This is a genomic window from Bifidobacterium sp. KRGSERBCFTRI, assembly GCF_025908335.1.
In genome coordinates, this window is record NZ_CP109653.1 from 2,302,560 (window position 1) to 2,321,447 (window position 18,888).

The window sequence follows — 18,888 nt, forward strand, 5'->3', positions numbered from 1 at the left end:
GCGTGCCTTAGTCCTCGACCGCGCCCTGATGGAAGGTGCGGGAAATGACGTCAAGCTGCTGTTCCTTCGTAAGCTTGACGAAGTTCACGGCGTAACCGGAGACGCGCACGGTCAGGTGCGGGTACTTCTCCGGGTGCTCCACGGCGTCTTCGAGCTGTTCCTTGCGCAGCACGTTGATGTTCGCATGGTACAGTCCATGGCCGTTGCCTGCGTCGAGGATGCCGACGAGGTTGCTGATGCGTTCGTCCTCATCGCGGCCCAGGCCGTCGGGTGTGATCGTGTTCGTCAGCGAGATGCCGTCAAGGGCGTCGTTGTAATCGATCTTGCCCACCGAGAACATCGAGGGGAGCATGCCATGGGAGTCCATGCCGTTCTCCGGGTTCGCGCCCGGGGCGTACGGCGTTCCCTTGGCGTGGCCCGACGGGAAGGATCCGGTGTTCTTGCCATACTCGACGTTCGAGGTGATCGTGAGGATCGACTGCGTGGGGACGGCACCACGATACACCGGCAGGCGCTTGACCTGGCCCATGACGGTGGACACGACCCACTTGGCAATGTCATCGGCACGATCGTCGTCGTTGCCGTAAAGCGGGAACTCGCCCTCGGTGCGGTAGCCGACCACCAGATCGTCGTCCGCGCCTTCGACATATTCGTACTCGTGACCCGGCATGTCCTTGGCGTCCTTGTTGTAGATTGGGTACACCTTGGCGTACTTGCATGCGGAAAGCGAATCGGCGGCGATCGACAGGCCGGACATGCCGCAGCCCAGGGTGCGGTAGACCTCGCGGTCGTGCAGCGCCATCTCGATGGACTCATACGCATACTTGTCATGCATGTAATGAATGATGTTCAGCGCTTCGACGTAGGTCTCCGAAAGCCATTCGAGGGCCTTCTCATAGTTGGCCTTCACCTTCTCGTAATCGAGCGTGCCGTCAGCCTCGGGCTGGATCGGCTCGATGATGCCCTTGTCGATCACCTGCATGCCGGTCATCTCGTCACGGCCGCCGTTGATCGCGTAGAGCAGCGCCTTGGCGGAGTTCACGCGAGCCGCGAAGAACTGCATTTGCTTGCCCACACGCATCGGGGAGACGCAGCATGCAATGGCCGCATCGTCACCCCAATGGTTGCGGATCTCCTTGTCGGATTCATACTGGATGGCCGAGGTATCAATGGAGATCTGGGCGCAGAAACGCTTGTAGCCTTCCGGCAGCTTCGGATCCCAGAAAATCGTGATGTTCGGTTCGGGTCCCGGTCCCAAATGCTCGAGCGTGAGCGTGTTGAGCAGACGGAACGACGTCTTGGTGACCATGGTGCGGCCATCGTCGCCGAAGCCTGCATCCGACCATGTCGCCCAGTAGGGGTCGCCCGAGAAGATCGAATCGTAGTCCTTGGTGCGCAGGAATCGCACGATGCGCAGCTTCATCACCAGATTGTCGATGATCTCCTGGGCGTCGGTCTCGGTGATCTTGCCTTCCTTGAGATCGCGCTCGAAGTAGATGTCGAAGAACGCTGACACGCGGCCGAAGCTCATCGCGGCGCCGTCCTGGCTCTTGATGGAGGCGAGGTAGCCCATGTAGGTCCACTGCACGGCCTCACGCGCGTTCATGGCGGGGCGCGCCAAATCGAGTCCGTATTCCTTGCCTAGGTTGATGAGCTTCTTCAGAGCCTTAATCTGCTCGTCGTGCTCCTCGCGGTAACGGATCCAGTGCTCGATCTCGGTCTCCGAGAAGTCGTTGCGGTACGGGATGGCGTCCTTGTCACGCTGCTTGAACTTAATCAGCGCATCCACGCCATACAGGGCCACACGACGGTAGTCGCCGATGATGCGGCCGCGGCCGTAGGCATCCGGCAGGCCGGTGAGAATCTTGTTGTGGCGTGCCACTTTGATGTTCTTCGTATAGACGCCGAACACACCGTCGTTATGCGTCTTGCGGTACTTGGTGAAGATCTTCTTGATCGCCGGGTCCGGCTCCTTGCCGGCCTCCTTGATGGCCTGCTCCACCATGCGCCAACCGCCATTCGGCATCATGGCTCGCTTGCATGGCTCATCGGTCTGCAGGCCGACGATCACATTGTCGATCTCCGGGGAATCGATATAGCCAGCCGGGAAGGCGTCGATATCCGCCGGCGTGTGGGTGTCCACATCATAGACACGCTGCTTGCGCTCCACCGCCAGATAGTTGTCGTCGAGGTACTTCCACAGGTACTTCGTCTTGTCGGTCGCATCCGCGAGGAACGATTCATCACCCTCGTAAGGCGTGTAGTTCTTCTGAATGAAGTCACGAACGTCGATGTCCTTCTCCCAGTTGCCGGGAACGAACCCCTCCCAAGCCTGTTCCTTGATGGCTTCCGGGGACACCTCGGCCACGTTTTCAATTGCTGACATTGCCACTCCTTCTGGGTGTAGCTTGTATACGACGCCACTTTGTGCCGCATCTCTAACAAAATCCATAGTACTTCAAATCGCTGTGCCGCGACCAGCGGCAAACGCGTGAGCTTGGTCACATTTCCACTTGTGCATCGCCCACATTCTGCACAACACAAGGCGGGCGCCCTCCATTCCGGATGGCCGCCCGCCAAAGTGGGTATGCACATAATATACACATTCAGACTACTTCTTGTCCGTTCCCCAATTATTCCAGTCCCTGTCCTGGTCCTCCCATTTCTTGTTGCGCTTCTTGGCGATCTCGAGCGCCTTCTCGGCGTCCTCACGCGTCGCATACGGTCCGAGACGGTTCTGCATCGGGGACTGTGGGCCGAGCTCCACTTCACCGGTCACCGTATTGTAGTACCACTCCTGCGGTTCTGTCATGTCATTCTCCTTGTCTCACATCATGGGGTATAGCTACGCGGTTATTCGCGGAATGCGTCGGTGACCGGCAGACGGCGGTCGCGGCCAAATGCGAGCGCGCTCACCTTCGGCCCCAACGGATACTGGCGACGCTTCCATTCGGCACGGTCGACGAGACGCATGACGGTGTCGACCGTCTGCTCGTCGAAATCCGCATGGGCGAGCAGATCGGCCCGCCCTTCCGAATGTTCTATATAGGCGGTGAGCACCTTGTCGAGAATATAGTATTCAGGCAGCGAATCGGAGTCCTTCTGCTCGGGCCGCAGTTCGGCGCTCGGTGCCTTCACGATGGAATTGTTCGGGATGAGCTCGCCGCTGGCGGGCACGACGCCCTCCGCATTCGGGTCGTAGCCGACCACGGGCAATGCCCCGAGCCCCAGACCTTCCTTGAGCGCTTTGTTGCGCCAACGCGACAGCTGCCATACCTTTGTCTTGAACACGTCCTTGATTGGAGCGTATCCGCCGACGGCATCGCCATATATGGTGGAATACCCGCAGGCGAGCTCAGACTTATTGCCCGTCGCCAGGGCCAGCAGCCCCTTGGAATTCGAATACGCCATGACGATGACGCCGCGGATGCGGGCTTGCAGATTCTCGGCGGCCACGCCCTCGAGATCCAACTGCTTCTGGAATGCATCGAATTCCGGTTTAATCGGCTGCACATCGTACGAGGCGCCCAGATTCTCGGCGAGTTGGGCCGCATCGTCCTTCGACCCCTCCGACGAGTACATGCTCGGCATGGATATGCCCTGCACATGCTCACCGCCAACGGCATCGGCTGCCATGGTGGCCACCAGAGCGGAGTCGATGCCGCCCGACAGTCCCAGGCACACTCCGTTGAAACCGTTCTTCACCATGTAGTCCTTGAGACCGAGCACGCAGGCCGTGTACACTTCGCCGTCAGGATCCATCTCGGGTGCGATGTCGGCCGGCTTCTGGGTGGCCGCAGCGGAATCGATGTCGATGTAGCTCAGGTCCTCCACGAACATCGGCGAGCGTTCAAGCAACGTGCCATCCGCATCCACAACGAAAGTGCCTCCGTCGAATACGAGGTCGTCCTGGCCTCCCACCTGGTTGACGTAGATCACCGGTGCCCCGACCTCGGCGGCACGGCGACGGCACAGCTGCAGTCTGGTATCGGTTTTGCCCTCCTCGTACGGCGAACCATTGATCGTCACGAGCACATCGATATTCCGCTCGGCAAAATCGGCGACAGGACCGCCCTCCTGCCAGATGTCCTCGCAGATCGCAAAACCCAGCCTGACGCCGTCGATGTCCATCGTCACCGAACGGTCGCCCGACGCGAAGATTCGGAATTCGTCGAATACACCATAGTTCGGCAGGAAATGCTTGTCATAGCCCGCCCATACGACGCCGTCGTGCAGTACGACAAGCCGGTTGTATGGCTTCTGTGTGCTGTGCTCCGTGCCCACGGTGCCTACGACCACATAGAGCGAACCGAGTCCGTCGTCGGCCAGACGCTGCGCCAAGTCATTGGCGGTGTCCCAGGCGGCCTGACGGAAGGTGCGCCGCAATGCGAGATCCTCAATGGGATAGCCCGTGAGTGTCATCTCGGGGAACACCACCACCTGTGCGTTGTTCGAGGCGGCGCGTGATGCGTATTCCAGAACCTTGTCGGCATTGCCCTTGAGGGCGCCGACACAGGTGTCGATCTGTGCGAGTGCAAAACGAAGCTTGGTCATAGCTTCCTAGTCTAGGCCCGTCACCGTTACAACCGCACCGTTCAGCGCATCGCGTGTCGGAAGGAGCACGATGCATCAGTGGCATCAGTGATTGGTGGCGGGCAAACGCGCAGGCGGCGCCCGGCAAGGTTGAGGAACGTAAAGGGCGCTTGCGATCCAGTGACGAAGCCTTTCCGGGAACGCTCCGACACTCCCTCGGCGATCGCCCCCTCATGGCACTCAGCTCAGATGCTCGAGCACTTCCAACGCCGAGTTCGCATAGAATTCGGCACCGGTTTTCACCGCGTCATCAAGCGCAACGAACTTCGGTGAGTGGAGGTCGGCACAACCTCCGGAGCCATTCGATCCTATGAAGGCGAACAACAAGCGCGTGTGGCCCTCGTATTCCGCGAAATCCTCCCCTGCCATCGATGGGTGAATCGGCTCGAGCTGCGCGTATTCCGGCACATGGCTCATGGCCAGCGTCGCCAGATCCGGGTCGCTCACCAGCGGACGCTGGAAATCGTCCCACACATAGTCCACGGCAATATCGTAGGCGGCAGCCGTACTTTCGATGACCTGCCTGAATCGGCGTTCCGCCAGATCGCCGTCCTCACGGTGGAAGTAGCGTGCTGTTCCTTGGAATCCGGCCTCGGCTGGCACCACGTTCCACACGTCGCCGCCATGCACCTCGGTCACCGAGATGACGAGTGGATGGAATGGCGAGGCATTGCGGCTCACAATGGTCTGCAGTGAAAGGACCATCGCCGCCATCGCCTCAAGCGGCCCGGTACCCCGGTGCGGATACCCGGCATGAGTGCCCTGTGCATGCAGGTTCACCCGGAATTTCACACATCCCGCCATCATGGGATCCACGCCGACGGCAATCTGACCGGGCTTATAATCGGGGTTGTTATGTGTGCCGATCATCGCGTCGAGGCCGTCGACCAATCCGGCATCGGCCACCGCACGCGCCCCCTGCCCGAGTTCTTCGGCCGGCTGGAACACCAATCGAATGGTCCCGTGGATCAGCTCCCGATGAGCCGCCAGCCAGAATGCCGCCCCCAGCAGTGATGTCATATGGATGTCGTGGCCGCAGGCATGCATGACCCCTTCGTTCTCGGACGCGAAGACGAGTCCGGAGTCCTCGTGCACGGGCAACGCGTCGATATCGGCACGCAAACCGATCTGCGGTCCATCATGCTCTCCCTTGATCTCACCGATCACACCGGTGTCAAGCGGGTTGTCCAGCACCGTGATGCCGTGTGATTCGAGCAGATTGCGCAGCCTCATGCTCGTTTCGAACTCCTTGAATGAGCGTTCCGGATGCCGGTGGAGCCGGCGGCGAATGCCTAGCAGCTCGTCGGTCAGCGCAATCTCGACATGCTCAGTATGGTCGGTCATATGCCCTCCTTCGAAGTCGGCAACGAGGTCACGGAGTCCAATCCGTGTTGCCCATACAGCATGGGCGCAATGCAAAAGGGGCGCCGATCCGGGCGCCCCATCGTTCAGTTGTTCTGTGTGCGACGCAGCAGGTGCTTGGCGATCGCATTGGCAATCGACTGCACCACCTGTACGAGCAGGATCATGATGATCACAGCGGTCCAGGTGACGGTCTGGTCGAACTTCTGGTAACCATAGGCGATTGCGAAGTTACCCAGGCCGCCGCCGCCGATGTAGCCGGCCATCGCCGACATGTCGAGCACGCCGATGAACAGGAAGGCATAGGCGAGGATGAGCGGTGCCAAGGCTTCTGGGATCAGCACCGTGCGAATGATCGTGAATTTCGAGGCACCCATCGAACGCGCAGCCTCGATCACTCCTGGATCGACGGGCACGAGGTTCTGCTCGACCAGACGGGAGGTTGCGAAAGTGCACATCACGCACATCGGGAAAATCGCCGCCGCGGTGCCGATCGACGTGCCGATCACCTTGATGGTGAGCGGCTGCATGGCGGCGAGGAAGATGATGAATGGGATCGGGCGGATGATGTTCACCAGAATGTCGAGAATGCGGTACACATACCGGTTCTCGAACAGGTTGCCCGGACGTGTGCCGTAGAGTATGACACCGAGAATGAGACCGAGGAAGCCTCCGACGACGATTGTGATGAGCACCATCTGCAGCGTCTGCACCACGGATTGTCCAAGCAGGGGTCTCAAGACGCTCCAGTCACTGCGTGAGGCGAGGGTCGTCTGGTCGAATGCGAGAATATGCATCACTTCGTCTCCTTTCGCGCACCGTTCGCGTCATCAGACGCGACACGGGTGTCGGCTTGCGCTCCCGGGGTGTCCTGCCCGTTGATTCGGCTGACGGTGACCACATCGTCCACCTGCTCGAAATCAAGCGCGTTCGTATTCGCATGGTCATCAGCGGCGCGATTCTCGGGGGCGGCAATTCCCGCTCGCTCCACCGCCTGCGCATAGTCGACCGGTTCCGCGGCGGTGCCGAAATCGACGATGTCGCTGTTTTCGGCGAGTTCGGCAAGGAACGGCTCCACTTCGGCCTCCGGCCCGTCGAAGGTGTAGGTGATTGCGCCGATTGCGACGCCCTGCACGGTGTCGATGCCGCCATAGATGAGGTTGCTTGCCACGCCGTGCTTCGAGATGAGCTCGGAGATGTTCTGTCCTGAGGACGGTATGCGCGTGTTTGCATTCTCGTCGTCGATGTCGTGCTGTCGCACGATCACGGTGACGAGGCGGCCGCTCCAATCCCGATGCATCTATTCGACGCGTGTCTCGTCTGGCAATCCCGACATGGCGGTGGCGATGAACCGCTTCGTCACCTCCTCCTGCGGTGCGGCGAACACCCGGTACACGGTGCCTTTCTCGACGAGGCGCCCGCCGCTCATCACCGCGACATGGTGGGCAATCTGCTGCACGACGTTCATCTGGTGCGTGATGAGCACAATCGTCACGCCGAGCTGCTCATTGATCTTCCTGAGCAATTCAAGCACCTCGGTGGTCGTCTCGGGGTCGAGGGCGCTCGTCGCCTCGTCTGCGAGCAGGATCTTAGGGTTCGTGGCGAGCGCGCGTGCGATGCCCACACGTTGTTTCTGGCCGCCGGAAAGCTGTGCCGGATACCTGTTCGCATGCTCGGAGAGGCCCACGAACTCGAGCAGCTCTTTGACTCGCTTGTCCTGATAGTCTTTGCGCCAGTGGTCGAGCTGCAGCGGATAGGCCACGTTCTGCGCAACGGTCTTCGTGGAGAACAGGTTGAACTGCTGGAAGATCATGCCGATCTTCTGTCGTACCGCACGCAGTTTCGACTCGCTCATGCCCGAGACCTGCTGGCCCATCACCGTCACCGTGCCGCTTGTCGGATTCTCGAGGGCGTTGATCATGCGCACCAGCGTGGATTTGCCGGCTCCCGAATAGCCGATGATGCCGTAGATGTCGCCCTCGTCAATGGACAGTGTGACATCGTCGACCGCTTTCGTCTGCTTCTTGCCACGCCCGGCATACACCTTGCTCACGTGGTCGAATTCGATGATGGCGTTCTTCTCTTGCGTCATTTCCCTCTAACTTCTCCGTTTACGTCGAGGTTCCGTCCGGTGCCTGCACTGCGGCCGGATACTCGCATATGGTAGCGCGACCCAATGGCGAGTGTGTGAACGTCGTGTATATGGGAGCAGGTTGGGGAATAGCTCTCCCCAACCTGCTCATTGTGTTCAGCGATCTGCAGCCATGCTATGAACGGCTCACTTGTTCTTGATATCCGTCTCGATCTGCTTCAGATAGCTCGCCAGCTCCTGCTGCGAGAACTTGTCGGCAAACACCGCGGTGCCGCCGGACTCCTCCTGCAGGGCGTCGAGGACCGGCTTCGTCTGGTAGATCTCCACGCACTTCTTGTACACCTCGTTGTTCACATCGTCGGCGCGCACGGCGAAGATGTTGATGTATGGGCGCGCCTCCTCGGATTCGGCGTTGTCCTGGTAGATCGCATCGGTGGGCTTGAGCCCCGCGTCCGCCACATAGTCGTTGTTGATGACGCCCGCGGACAGATCGTCGCCGCCTGCCTTGAGCGTGTTGGCAATCTGCTCGGCCTTCATCGGCACGACCTTGACCTTCGACTTCGCCTCATCGATGTCCTGCGGGATCGTGAACGCCGTCCAGTCGCCTTTCAGCGTGACGACGCCGGCGGCCTTGAGCACGCCGATTGCACGAGCCTGGTTCGTCTCGTCGTTCGGAATGGCGACGGTGGAGCCAGCCGGCAGGTCCTTGATGTCGGTGTACCTCGGCTTGCCGTCCTTGTCGAACGCGGAGTAGACGCCGAGCGGGTAGATGGCGACGCCTCCGAGCGGCTGCAGGTTTTGCTTGTTCTGCACGTTGTAGTTGGCCAAATAGAGCAGATGCTGGAACTCGTTCATGTCGAGGTCGCCCTGCGCCAGTGCCGGATTCTCGCTCGTGTAGTCCTGGAAGTCCTTGATCTGCACGTACACGCCCTGCTGCTCGGCCTGCTTGGTGAACTCCATCCACTGCGGATCGGTGGCGCCGACCACGCCGATCACCACCGGGTTGTTCTTGGAGCCCTTCGGTGAATCGTCGTTCTTGTTCACCGCGCGCATGCCGAAGACGATGGCGAGCACAATCGCCACCACGACCACCACGGCGATGACGATGTTGCGTGTGGTGTGGTTGACGCGTACCGGTTCCTCCGGTGTGTTCGGAGCGGTTGGCTGCGTGTTGTTCGAAGTCATTGCCTTGTCCTCTGTTGTTCCTCTGTTGCTGTTCTCTGTGTGATCTGCCGGAAGATTCCCTCTCCCGAACACCGTGTTCAACCATACGGCATGGGTGTCATGAACGCACGCGCGTTGTTATCGAATCTGCTTATAGTGCGCGCAAACCGAACCGGCCTAAGCGCTCACGGAAAACCTGACACCCGTTAGTCGCCCTGTGCTACGGTGAGAGGCTATGAGCACTATTATCATGCACACCTCCGAAGGTGATATCAAGATCAATCTGTTCGACGAGCAGACACCGAAGACCGTGGAGAACTTCCTCGGCCTGGCCAGCGGCAAGAAGGAGTGGACCGATCCGTTCACCGGCAAGCCAAGCCATGAGGCCTTCTACGATGGCCTCACCTTCCACCGCATCATCAAGGATTTCATGATCCAGGGCGGTTGCCCGCTGGGCACCGGCACCGGCGGCCCGGGCTATGACTTCGACGACGAGATCGACCCGTCGCTCAAGTTCGACAAGCCGTATCTGCTGGCCATGGCCAACGCCGGCCTGCGCCGCGGCGCCGACGGCAAGATCCACGGCACCAATGGCTCGCAGTTCTTCATTACCACCGTGCCGACCCCGTGGCTCAACGGCCACCATACGATCTTCGGCGAGGTCGCCGATGAGGCCTCCCGCGCTGTGGTCGCCACCATTGACGGTGTGGCCACGGATGCGCAGGATCGCCCGCTCGAGCCGGTCATGATCGAGGGCATCGAGATCGTCGACTGATTCGACCCACCTGCATCCCAATGGGGGCGGCCTTCCACGTGGAAGGCCGCCCCCATTGTCGTTTCATCTCATATGGTGCATGCCGTGGGACTAGTCACGGTAATGGTCCGCGCATCCGGCGCATGCGCGGCTCGCTGGAGTCCTTTGCACCGGTGATGCGGTACACGTCGAAGACGCCGTCGATCTTGCGCACCGCCGACAGCAGCGTGTTCAGGTGCCCCGGGTCGGCCATCTCGAAGCTGAACTGGCTCGTTGCCACACGATCGGAACCAGTGGCGATTGTGCCGGAGAGAATGTTGACGCCATGGTCGGAAAGCACGCGGGTCACATCGCTCAGCAGATGAGGCCGATCGAGCGCCTCCACCTGAATCTTCACCATGAACAGACCCTTGTTGCTCGTCCAGGAGACGTCAACGACACGTTCCGGCTCGCGTTTCCTCAGGTTGATCATGTTCAGGCAATCTACGCGATGTACTGAGACACCCTCGTTGCGGGTGATGAAGCCGATGATGTTGTCGCCCGGCACCGGCATGCAGCAATGGGCGAGCTTGACCCACACGTCGGTGACGCCCTTGACGGCGATTCCCGGGGTGTTGCCCTTCGATTTCGAAGCCTGCGTGGGCCGCAGCGGCAAGAGTTCCTGCTCGGCCTCCTCGGCTACTTCGTTCGTTCCCGCGTCCTTGACCAGATGGGTGATCACATTCTGCGTGGACACCTGCCCCTCGCCTATCGCCGCGAGCACGGCGTCGGCATTCAGCAGGTTGAGATCGTCGGCCACTCCCACAAGCACCTCCGGCGTGAGCAATGCGGAAACCGGTAGGTTGCGCTTGCGCATCGCACGTGTGAGTTCGTCGCGCCCCTCCTCGATCGACTCGGAGCGACGTTCCTTACTGAACCATTGGCGAATCTTGTTGCGCGCCTTCGGGCTTTTGACGAAGCTCAACCAATCGCGGGACGGGCCGGCGGTGTCGGATTTCGACGTGAGCACCTCGACGGTGTCGCCATTCTCCAGCTTGGTGTCGAGGGGGACCAAGCGCCCGTTCACACGCGCGCCCATCGTGCGGTGACCGACCTCGGTGTGCACGTTGTATGCGAAGTCGACCGGTGTGGCATCGGCAGGCAGCGAGACGATCTTGCCCTTGGGGGTGAATACGTACACCTCGGCGGAACCGAGGTCGTCTTTGAGGGAGCCGAGGAACTCGCTGGAATCCGGGGTCTCGCTCGTCCAGTCGGCGAGCTGCTGGATCCATTGCAGATTGTCCTTCTCCTCGAGGTTCCTGTCCCCGCGCTTGAGATCGGACTTATCGGGGGCGCTCAACGCACGGCCCGCCTGACCGTTCGCCTTGTATTTCCAATGGGCGGCGATGCCGAATTCGGCGCGCCGGTGCATGTCCCACGTGCGAATCTGAATCTCCACCGGCTTGCCGCCGGGTCCCATCACCGTCGTGTGCAGGCTCTGGTACATGTTGAGCTTCGGCATCGCGATGTAGTCCTTGAACCGGCCGGGAACCGGGCTCCAGCGTGCATGCACGGCGCCGAGCACGGCATAGCAGTCGCGAATCGAATCGACGATGATGCGCACGCCCACCAAATCGTAGATGTCGGAGAAATCATGGCCGCGCACAATCATCTTCTGGTAGATCGAGAAGTAGTCCTTCGGGCGGCCGGTCACATAGGCGTCGATGTGCGCGTCGTCGAGATCCTCGTGGATCTCCTCGATGATCTGCTTCAGGTACACGTCGCGCTGACCGGCACGGCGTTCGACGAGCACGACGATCTCGTTGTAGATCTTCGGATAGAGCACCTTGAAGCTCAGTTCCTCGAGCTCAGTCTTGATGGCGTTCATACCGAGGCGATTGGCGAGCGGTGCATAGACGTCAAGTGTTTCGCGGGCCTTCTTCTGCGCGCTGGAGGGCTTGACGTAGCGCCAGGTGCGGGCATTGTGCACACGGTCGGCGAGCTTGACGACGAGCACCCGTACATCGCGGCTCATCGCGACGACCATCTTGCGGATCGTCTCGGCCTGCGCCGAATCGCCATAATCCATCTTCGTCAGCTTGGTCACGCCGTCGACCAGACCGGCCACTGTGTCGCCGAACTCGGCGCGGCACTCATCGAGGGTATAGTCGGTGTCTTCCACGGTATCGTGGAGCAATCCCGCGGCGACGACACTAGGACCCATGCCGAGGTCGGCCAGAATCTGCGCCACTGCCAACGGGTGAATGATGTACGGCTCGCCGGAACGACGGCGTTGCTCGGCATGCTGGATCACCGCGCGGGTGTAAGCGCGTGACAGAATCTCCATGTCCTCATCGGGATGGTGCTGTCGGCACATCGCCTCGATCGGTGCCAGTGGGTCAAGTGGATTCGGGCTGATCTCACAGCCCAGCATGTTGGCGGGGCGCAGATCCTCTTCATGCTCGCTCATCGCTCTCAACCCTCCTTGCTCTCCTCCGATATGGATTTGAGATTAGTCGTTTTGCCTCCGAAATGCACATCGCACATCCATGCGTGAACAGGCATGGATGCGCGCGTCACACTCCGCTCGAGCCGAACCCACGCTCCGCTCGGTCGGAACCCGGCAATACGGACGCCTCGATGAATTCGGCCTGCACATAGCGCTGAATCACCAGCTGCGCAATACGGTCGCCCGGTTCGAACACCGCGGTGTGTTCCGGATCGAGATTGATCAACGGCACCTTGATCTCACCGCGATATCCGGCATCTATGGTCCCCGGCGCATTGAGCACCGTCACCCCCTGCTTCACGGCCAATCCCGATCGCGGGTGCACCAGGCCGACATAGCCGGCGGGCAAGGCGATGCGTACACCGGTTGGGACCAGTGCACGCTGGAAGGGTCCCAATTCCACATGTGCAGTCGTCACGAGATCCGCACCGGCGTCCCCCGCATGCATGTAATGCAACTCCACCGGCTGTGCCGGATTGACCGGTGCGACCAATACCTCGGTGCGTTCCGGCTCCACATATGCCTCGTCGAACATCAGGCGGCGCATTCCTTGCATACCGGCTGGCCATCAGGCGTGGTGTACGCCAACTGGCTGCGATGCTTCACCAGGAAACATTCCGAGCAGATGAACTCATCACCCTGCATGGGGATCACGGTGACCGAAGCGTCCTCATTGCTCAGATCCGCACCCGGCAGCTCGTAATCCTCGGCGATGGCGTTCTCGTCGTCATCCATGTCGTTCGAGGCATTCTGCGAGCTCTTGCCGAGCGCCTGGAGCGACTCCTCGTCCTCGTCCTTGCTACGCGGGGAATCATAGTCCTGTGCCATGAGAGGATTCCTTTCGTTACGTGTTTTTACGTACCCGTATTAACGTGTAATACTACGCAAGTATTCCCCGCATAGGATACACGATTTGGCAACACCGTAAAATCCGACACGAGGGGCACAATGTAAATGTTCACATTTTTCGATGACGACGAAGGCGTGAAAATGGGTACTGGCTCCTTCCCCGCAGCACAATTCGACCATGTGACACCGGACGGTGACCTGGTGTTCACGGCCGACGGCATGCCGTTCCTGGTGCGTGTCGACGATACATTCGAACGGGCCATGTTGGAGGCCAAGCAAATCCGTTCAGAGAAACGGATCACCACCGCGGTGCACCAGCAGCGCACGCTGCCCATTTCGCAGATCCAATCGCTGATCCGCGCCGGCGCCGACCCGGAGCACATCGCTCGGCAGTATGAGCTGAGCGAGGTGATTGTGCGCAGATTCGCCACCTCGATCGAAGCGGAGAAGAAGTACGCCATCGAACAGTTCCTGCGTGTGCGCGCACCCAAGGAAAGCAAGGTGCGCACGCTCTCCGAGCTCATTGACCGCACCTTGGCGGCCGCACGGGTGCGCCCCGAATCGGTGCAATGGAAGGCGACGCGGCGGGGTCTGGAACCGTGGCGCATCAGCGCCACCTTCATCTCGGCGGGGCATCGGATCCACGCCGAATGGTCGTGGAACATGCACGACAACACCGTGGTGTGCATCAACAACGCCGCGAGCAAGCTGATCGGCGAGATGGGATCTGTCACAGGCGCCTCGTTCGACGATGCGGGAACTCAGACCGCCCTCGACGAGGCCCTCCCCTCATCCGTCGACCTGCCAGGTGATTCGGCGCGTTCGGCGCGCATCGAACAGACCATGCGAGCATGGAATGGGTCGGGAAACGAGGAACCTTCCAACGAACAGGAGACGCTGACGACCAATGAGACCGAGGCCCGCACCGCAACCGATACCGCACGGGCCGCGGACGCATACGCCCATGCCACCATGGACGCCATGCCGGAAGACGCCGGCACGACACCTGCCGAGGAAGCCTCGCAGTCTGAATCTGCACCATCCGCGGTCGAAGAGCCGGTGCAGAAGGGCACCGACACCTCCAGCCAGTCTGACTCCCCACATTCCGACGATGCACCTGAGCCCGCTCCATCCCAAGAACACAGACCCGACGAACCGTCACAGCTGCGCAAACGTGTGCCGATCAGCGCACTGTACCCCAAGCAGAAGGCTCCAGCGCAATTCACTCCGAAGAACACCGGGGCCCAGCGTCCTGCCATCAAGCCGGATGCCGTGCAAAGCCAGCCGGAGCAGCATGGCGACGACGACACCCCCACCCAGCAACAGCCACAGGCCCACAGGAACACCTCGGAGCAGCATTCGCCGCACCGATCGAACCGGGCATCGATGCCAAGCTGGGACGAGATCATGTTCGGCAAGGATCCGCATAAACACGACTGAATATGTCGGATTCAGTCGACGAGATCGATGAGGCAGGGCACATCCATCTCCATCATCGTCTGCGATCCATGCACGCCGGGCATGCGGGTGGCTCCTTCGGTTTGCGAGCGCGTGTCCACGATCGTGTTCTCTCTGGCGGCATAGACGAACACATCGCCGAGCATCTCAGGAACGTCGGGCCGCATTGGTCCGAGCAAACCGCAATCAATCACCTGCTGTTTCGTGCGGATCCACGCACGGTCCCCCAGTCGCGCACGCCAACGTTCGGCTATGCTCTCGGCATCCACGCCATCCTGGGCATACAGCATCGTGGCGCGGGGTTCGCCTCCCACCAGTCTCACGCCCTGCTGGAGCACCGGATCCAAGGCCATGTCTATACGCGCCTCGTCGCCTTGGTCCGCGGTCGCCATGCCATGGTCGGCGATGACCACAATGAGCGTGCCCTTCGGGACTTGCCTGTGCAACTGCCCCAATCGCATGTCGACCCGCTCGAGGGCCACCTGCCATTCGTCGCTGTGCCAACCGTATGCGTGGCCAGCCTTGTCTATCTCGCGCATGTACAGGTAGGTGAGCCCGGGTTCCTTGGCGGTGTCGGCGGCGATGCGCACGCGTTTGTTCGCATCGTCATGGCCAATGTAATCGGAGCCGCACAACGCCGCACGGGTCAGCGGGGACGCCATGAATCTGGTCAGCCCCACGCTGGTGGCGCGGTTGCCGGCATCGCTGATGAGCGAGAACACAGTGGGTTCCGTCTGCAGTTCTTCGGGATGTATGGCACCACGGAACTGGATGAGTTGACTCAACGCGCCGGTGCGGGGATTGAGCTGCGTGTAGCCGGCCATGCCTGTCAATCCTGGGCAGGTGCCGGTGCCGAAGGTGGCCATGGCCGCCGTGGTGGTGCTTGGCGAGCATGTGCTGATCGGACGTTGGTTGAGCGGTTCGTTCATGAGTGAGCGCATATAGGGCGCGTAACCGAGCTTCATGTTGAGATTCCAGTACCCCAGTCCATCCACGAGCACCACAATTGCTGATTTGGCGCGCGGCATGCCGAGCCGTTGGCGCAAGCCCTCGGCGTCGACGTGCACATCGGTGCGCACCGGTGTGCCGATGGCCGCACTGAGTGCCGGCAGCACCGCGGAGATGTGCAGCGCGCCTCCACGGGCTCCCTGCTGTGCATTCCCGAGACCAGCCGGCACATCGCTCGGCCGGTCGGCGTCAATCTCATCGCCGTACTGTGCTGTGGGAACAAAGCCGAGGAGTGTGCCGGAATCTGGAATATCTACGCTCATACTGCTATTCAAGCGCGGTTGATGGACTCGTGGGCACGCGTGGCGGAACTCATTTCACCACATGGGTCTTTCGGCGCGGACGGGGTAGAATGGGACGGTTCATTGGATAAGGGAGAGCAAATATGACGCGTCGCAGGCAGGCAGCGGCCGGGTACGACCCCCGGCAGGTCGAGGAGCACATCGTGGAGACCCCGCTCGCCGAGGAGATGAGCAAATCGTTCCTGGAATATGCCTACTCGGTGATCTACGCGCGCGCGTTGCCGGATGCACGCGACGGCATGAAGCCGGTGCAACGCCGCATCGTGTACCAGATGGGTCAGATGAACCTGCTGCCCACGCGCCCGTACATGAAGTCCGCCCGCGTGGTGGGCGAGGTGATGGGCAAATTGCACCCCCATGGAGATTCGGCGATCTACGAAGCCATGGTGCGTCTCGCGCAGCCATTCGCGATGCGGCTGCCGTTGGTCGACGGCCACGGTAATTTCGGTTCGTTGGACGACGGTCCTGCGGCATCGCGATACACCGAGGCACGCCTTGCACCCGCCGCGCTCGGCATGAACGCCGACATCGACGAGGACACGGTCGATTTCGTGCCGAATTACGACAACAAGCTCAAGGAACCGACCGTGCTGCCGTCGGCGATTCCTAACCTGCTCGTCAACGGCGCCTCGGGCATTGCCGTCGGCATGGCCACGAATATGGCCACGCATAACCTCGGCGAAGTTGTCGCCGCAGCCAAATACGTGATGAAGCATCCCGATGCCACACTCGACGACCTCATGCAATACGTGCCCGGACCTGATTGGCCGGGCGGAGGGATCATCATAGGGCGACAAGGCATCCGAGATGCCTATGAGACTGGCCGAGGCGTGGTCACCACCCGTTCCGCCACACATGTGGAGAATCTCACCGCACGCAAGAAGGCCATCGTAGTGACGCAGCTGCCATACATGGTGGGTCCCGAGCGTGTGCTCGAACGCATCTCCGAGGGTGTGAAGAACCATAAGCTCGACGGCATCTCCGGTGCCATCGACCTGACGGACCGTCACAATGGCACCCGCATCGTGATCGAGCTCAAGACGGGATTCGACCCGGCAGCCGTGTTGGCACAGCTCTTCAAACACACCCCGTTGCAAGAGAACTTCGCCATCAACAATGTCGCCTTGGTGAATGGGCGCCCCCACACACTCGGACTGCGTTCCCTGCTCGATGTATGGATCGAACACCGGCGTGGTGTCATCCGGCGCCGCAGTGAGTTCCGCCGTCAGAAGGCGTTGGACCGGCTGCATCTGGTCGAGGGTCTATTGCTCGCCTTGGTGGACATCGACGAGGTGATCCGCGTGATCCGCTCAAGCGACGATGCGGAGGCGGCCAAGAACGGACTCATGAGCCGATTCAGCCTTGACGATATTCAGGCGCAATACATTCTCGACCTGCGCCTGCGCAGACTCACCAAGATGAGCCGCATCGAACTCGAATCCGAACGCGACGAACTTCAGTCGTCGATCACCGAATTGGAGCGCATCCTCGGCTCGGCCGCATTACTGGATGGCGTGGTGATCGACGAGATGGACAAGGCGGTGGCAACCTACGGCACGCCACGACGGACGGTGCTGCTCGATGAGGGCGACGACGGCCGGCTCGTGCCAGTCGTGGCCCACGGCGATGACATGCCTTCCGACGCCGCACTCGATGCCGCACGCCATGCGGAGAACGTACTCGACGCCGCCGATGCGGTGGCGGCAGCCCGTAAGGCCGGCGAAACCGCCGAGGCGCTGCGGATAGAAGACGAACCATGCGTGATCGCATTGAGCGCCTCAGGGCTCATAGCCCGCATGAGCATCGATGCCCTGACCATTTGGGCCAAACGAGGCGCTCACACCGAAAAGCGTGAACCCGACGATGTGATCGTCTCGCTGATGCCGGCACGCACCCGTGCCGACTATGCGTTGGTCACCTCCGCGGGCCGCATGGTGCTCGCCCATGTGGTGGAGCTGCCGAATCTGGAGGTCACCGGCCACCTGAGCCTCACAGGAGGCATTGAAGCCACCGAGCTGCTCACCTCCACCGAAAGCACCGATCCGGTGCCCGGCGAACGGGTGATCGCCACGCTCGCGCTACGCGACACCGTCGGGCAGGACGATACGGCGGCACAGCTGCCGCCGGTCGGGTTAGGCACACGCAACGGCATTGTGAAGCGCTGGAACCGTGAATCCCCCACCACGATGGATTCCTGGAGCATCATCGATTTGAAGGACGGGGACGAGCTGCTTGTGGCGGCCGATGCGCATGACGACGACCGCTTCGTGTTCGTTTCCTCCGATTCCTCGCTGCTCACGTATGAGGCCAGGAATGTACGTCCCCAGGGCCGCACTGCGGCAGGCATGGCCGGCATACATCTCGCCGATGGATGTACGGTGCTCTCCTGCGCCGTGGTTGCGCACGCCGATGTCGAATGGCATGATGCCGAGCACGATGACGCAGGCAATCTGCTCTCTCCCGCCAGTGGAGCCGTGGTGCTCACTGTCGCCGGCGATGTGGATGCGCTGCCGGGCACCGAGAACGGTGCGGCGAAGGTCACGCCATTGGAGCTCTACCCCACCAAGGGAAGAGCGACCGGTGGTGTGCGCTCGCAGCGCTTCCTCAAGGGGCAGAACACGTTGATCAGGGCGTGCGTGGGTTCCTACCCGCTGCTGGCCGCAACGTCGGGGGGCCATCCCGTCGAGCTGCCGGCGCCGGATATGCGTCGTGATGGTTCGGGAACCGAGCTGCCTGCACCGATCGCCTACGCGGCCTAAGTGAGATCGCAGAGTCGGTATACGACAGGCCTCGGTCAGAGTAGCTCTGACCGAGGCCT

At 61.1% G+C, this 18,888-nt stretch carries 13 protein-coding genes and 1 pseudogene; 3 read left to right on the forward strand and 11 right to left on the reverse strand.

Features of this window, described 5'->3' with window-relative positions:
• Window positions 1-7: 7 nt before the first annotated feature.
• The 7 genes and pseudogenes from pflB to OGI63_RS10025 form a co-directional block, all read right to left on the reverse strand.
• Window positions 8-2,386, reverse strand: a complete 2,379-nt coding sequence (gene pflB, locus OGI63_RS09995; RefSeq protein WP_004217631.1) for a formate C-acetyltransferase — start codon at window positions 2,384-2,386, stop codon at window positions 8-10.
• 225 nt (window positions 2,387-2,611) lie between these two features.
• Entirely contained in the window at window positions 2,612-2,812 is a 201-nt protein-coding gene (locus OGI63_RS10000) for a hypothetical protein (protein ID WP_004217630.1), read from the reverse strand.
• A 41-nt stretch (window positions 2,813-2,853) separates the two neighbouring features.
• Window positions 2,854-4,554 (reverse strand): NAD+ synthase, encoded by a 1,701-nt coding sequence (locus OGI63_RS10005; protein WP_004217629.1) that lies wholly within the window; start codon window positions 4,552-4,554, stop codon window positions 2,854-2,856.
• A 219-nt stretch (window positions 4,555-4,773) separates the two neighbouring features.
• Complete coding sequence (locus OGI63_RS10010; protein WP_004217628.1) at window positions 4,774-5,937, reverse strand: M20 metallopeptidase family protein; 1,164 nt, start codon at window positions 5,935-5,937, stop codon at window positions 4,774-4,776.
• 104 nt (window positions 5,938-6,041) lie between these two features.
• A complete protein-coding gene (locus OGI63_RS10015) occupies window positions 6,042-6,752 on the reverse strand; it encodes a methionine ABC transporter permease (protein WP_004217625.1) in 711 nt (236 codons plus the stop codon).
• Window positions 6,752-8,047, reverse strand: a pseudogene (locus OGI63_RS10020) (methionine ABC transporter ATP-binding protein). The gene OGI63_RS10015 and the pseudogene OGI63_RS10020 overlap by 1 nt, the downstream one beginning before the upstream one ends.
• A gap of 186 nt (window positions 8,048-8,233) precedes the next feature.
• Entirely contained in the window at window positions 8,234-9,232 is a 999-nt protein-coding gene (locus OGI63_RS10025) for a MetQ/NlpA family ABC transporter substrate-binding protein (RefSeq protein ID WP_004217622.1), read from the reverse strand.
• A 214-nt stretch (window positions 9,233-9,446) separates the two neighbouring features.
• Here OGI63_RS10025 and OGI63_RS10030 point away from each other — a divergent pair, with 214 nt between their 5' ends.
• Window positions 9,447-9,986 (forward strand): peptidylprolyl isomerase, encoded by a 540-nt coding sequence (locus tag OGI63_RS10030; protein WP_004269135.1) that lies wholly within the window; start codon window positions 9,447-9,449, stop codon window positions 9,984-9,986.
• 94 nt (window positions 9,987-10,080) lie between these two features.
• Here the strand turns inward: OGI63_RS10030 and OGI63_RS10035 are convergent, their stop codons facing one another.
• The 3 genes from OGI63_RS10035 to OGI63_RS10045 form a co-directional block, all read right to left on the reverse strand.
• On the reverse strand, window positions 10,081-12,414 hold the full coding sequence (locus OGI63_RS10035) for a RelA/SpoT family protein (protein WP_264309044.1): 2,334 nt from the start codon (window positions 12,412-12,414) through the stop codon (window positions 10,081-10,083).
• Window positions 12,415-12,520: 106 nt separating this feature from the next.
• On the reverse strand, window positions 12,521-12,991 hold the full coding sequence (gene dut / locus OGI63_RS10040) for a dUTP diphosphatase (RefSeq protein WP_035136525.1): 471 nt from the start codon (window positions 12,989-12,991) through the stop codon (window positions 12,521-12,523).
• Window positions 12,988-13,281 carry a DUF4193 domain-containing protein gene (locus OGI63_RS10045; protein WP_004217617.1) on the reverse strand — a complete coding sequence of 98 codons (294 nt, stop codon included), beginning with the start codon at window positions 13,279-13,281 and terminating at the stop codon, window positions 12,988-12,990. Before OGI63_RS10045 ends, dut begins: the two co-directional genes overlap by 4 nt.
• Before the next feature lie 126 nt (window positions 13,282-13,407).
• Between OGI63_RS10045 and sepH the strand changes: the two genes are divergently transcribed.
• Window positions 13,408-14,742 (forward strand): septation protein SepH, encoded by a 1,335-nt coding sequence (sepH, locus tag OGI63_RS10050; protein ID WP_012754423.1) that lies wholly within the window; start codon window positions 13,408-13,410, stop codon window positions 14,740-14,742.
• Window positions 14,743-14,753: 11 nt separating this feature from the next.
• Here the strand turns inward: sepH and OGI63_RS10055 are convergent, their stop codons facing one another.
• On the reverse strand, window positions 14,754-16,031 hold the full coding sequence (locus OGI63_RS10055; RefSeq protein ID WP_004217615.1) for an alkaline phosphatase family protein: 1,278 nt from the start codon (window positions 16,029-16,031) through the stop codon (window positions 14,754-14,756).
• Between the two features lie 122 nt (window positions 16,032-16,153).
• On the opposite strand from OGI63_RS10055, the gene OGI63_RS10060 reads away from it, so the two are divergent.
• Window positions 16,154-18,829 carry a DNA topoisomerase (ATP-hydrolyzing) subunit A gene (locus tag OGI63_RS10060; protein ID WP_004217614.1) on the forward strand — a complete coding sequence of 892 codons (2,676 nt, stop codon included), beginning with the start codon at window positions 16,154-16,156 and terminating at the stop codon, window positions 18,827-18,829.
• Window positions 18,830-18,888: the final 59 nt, after the last annotated feature.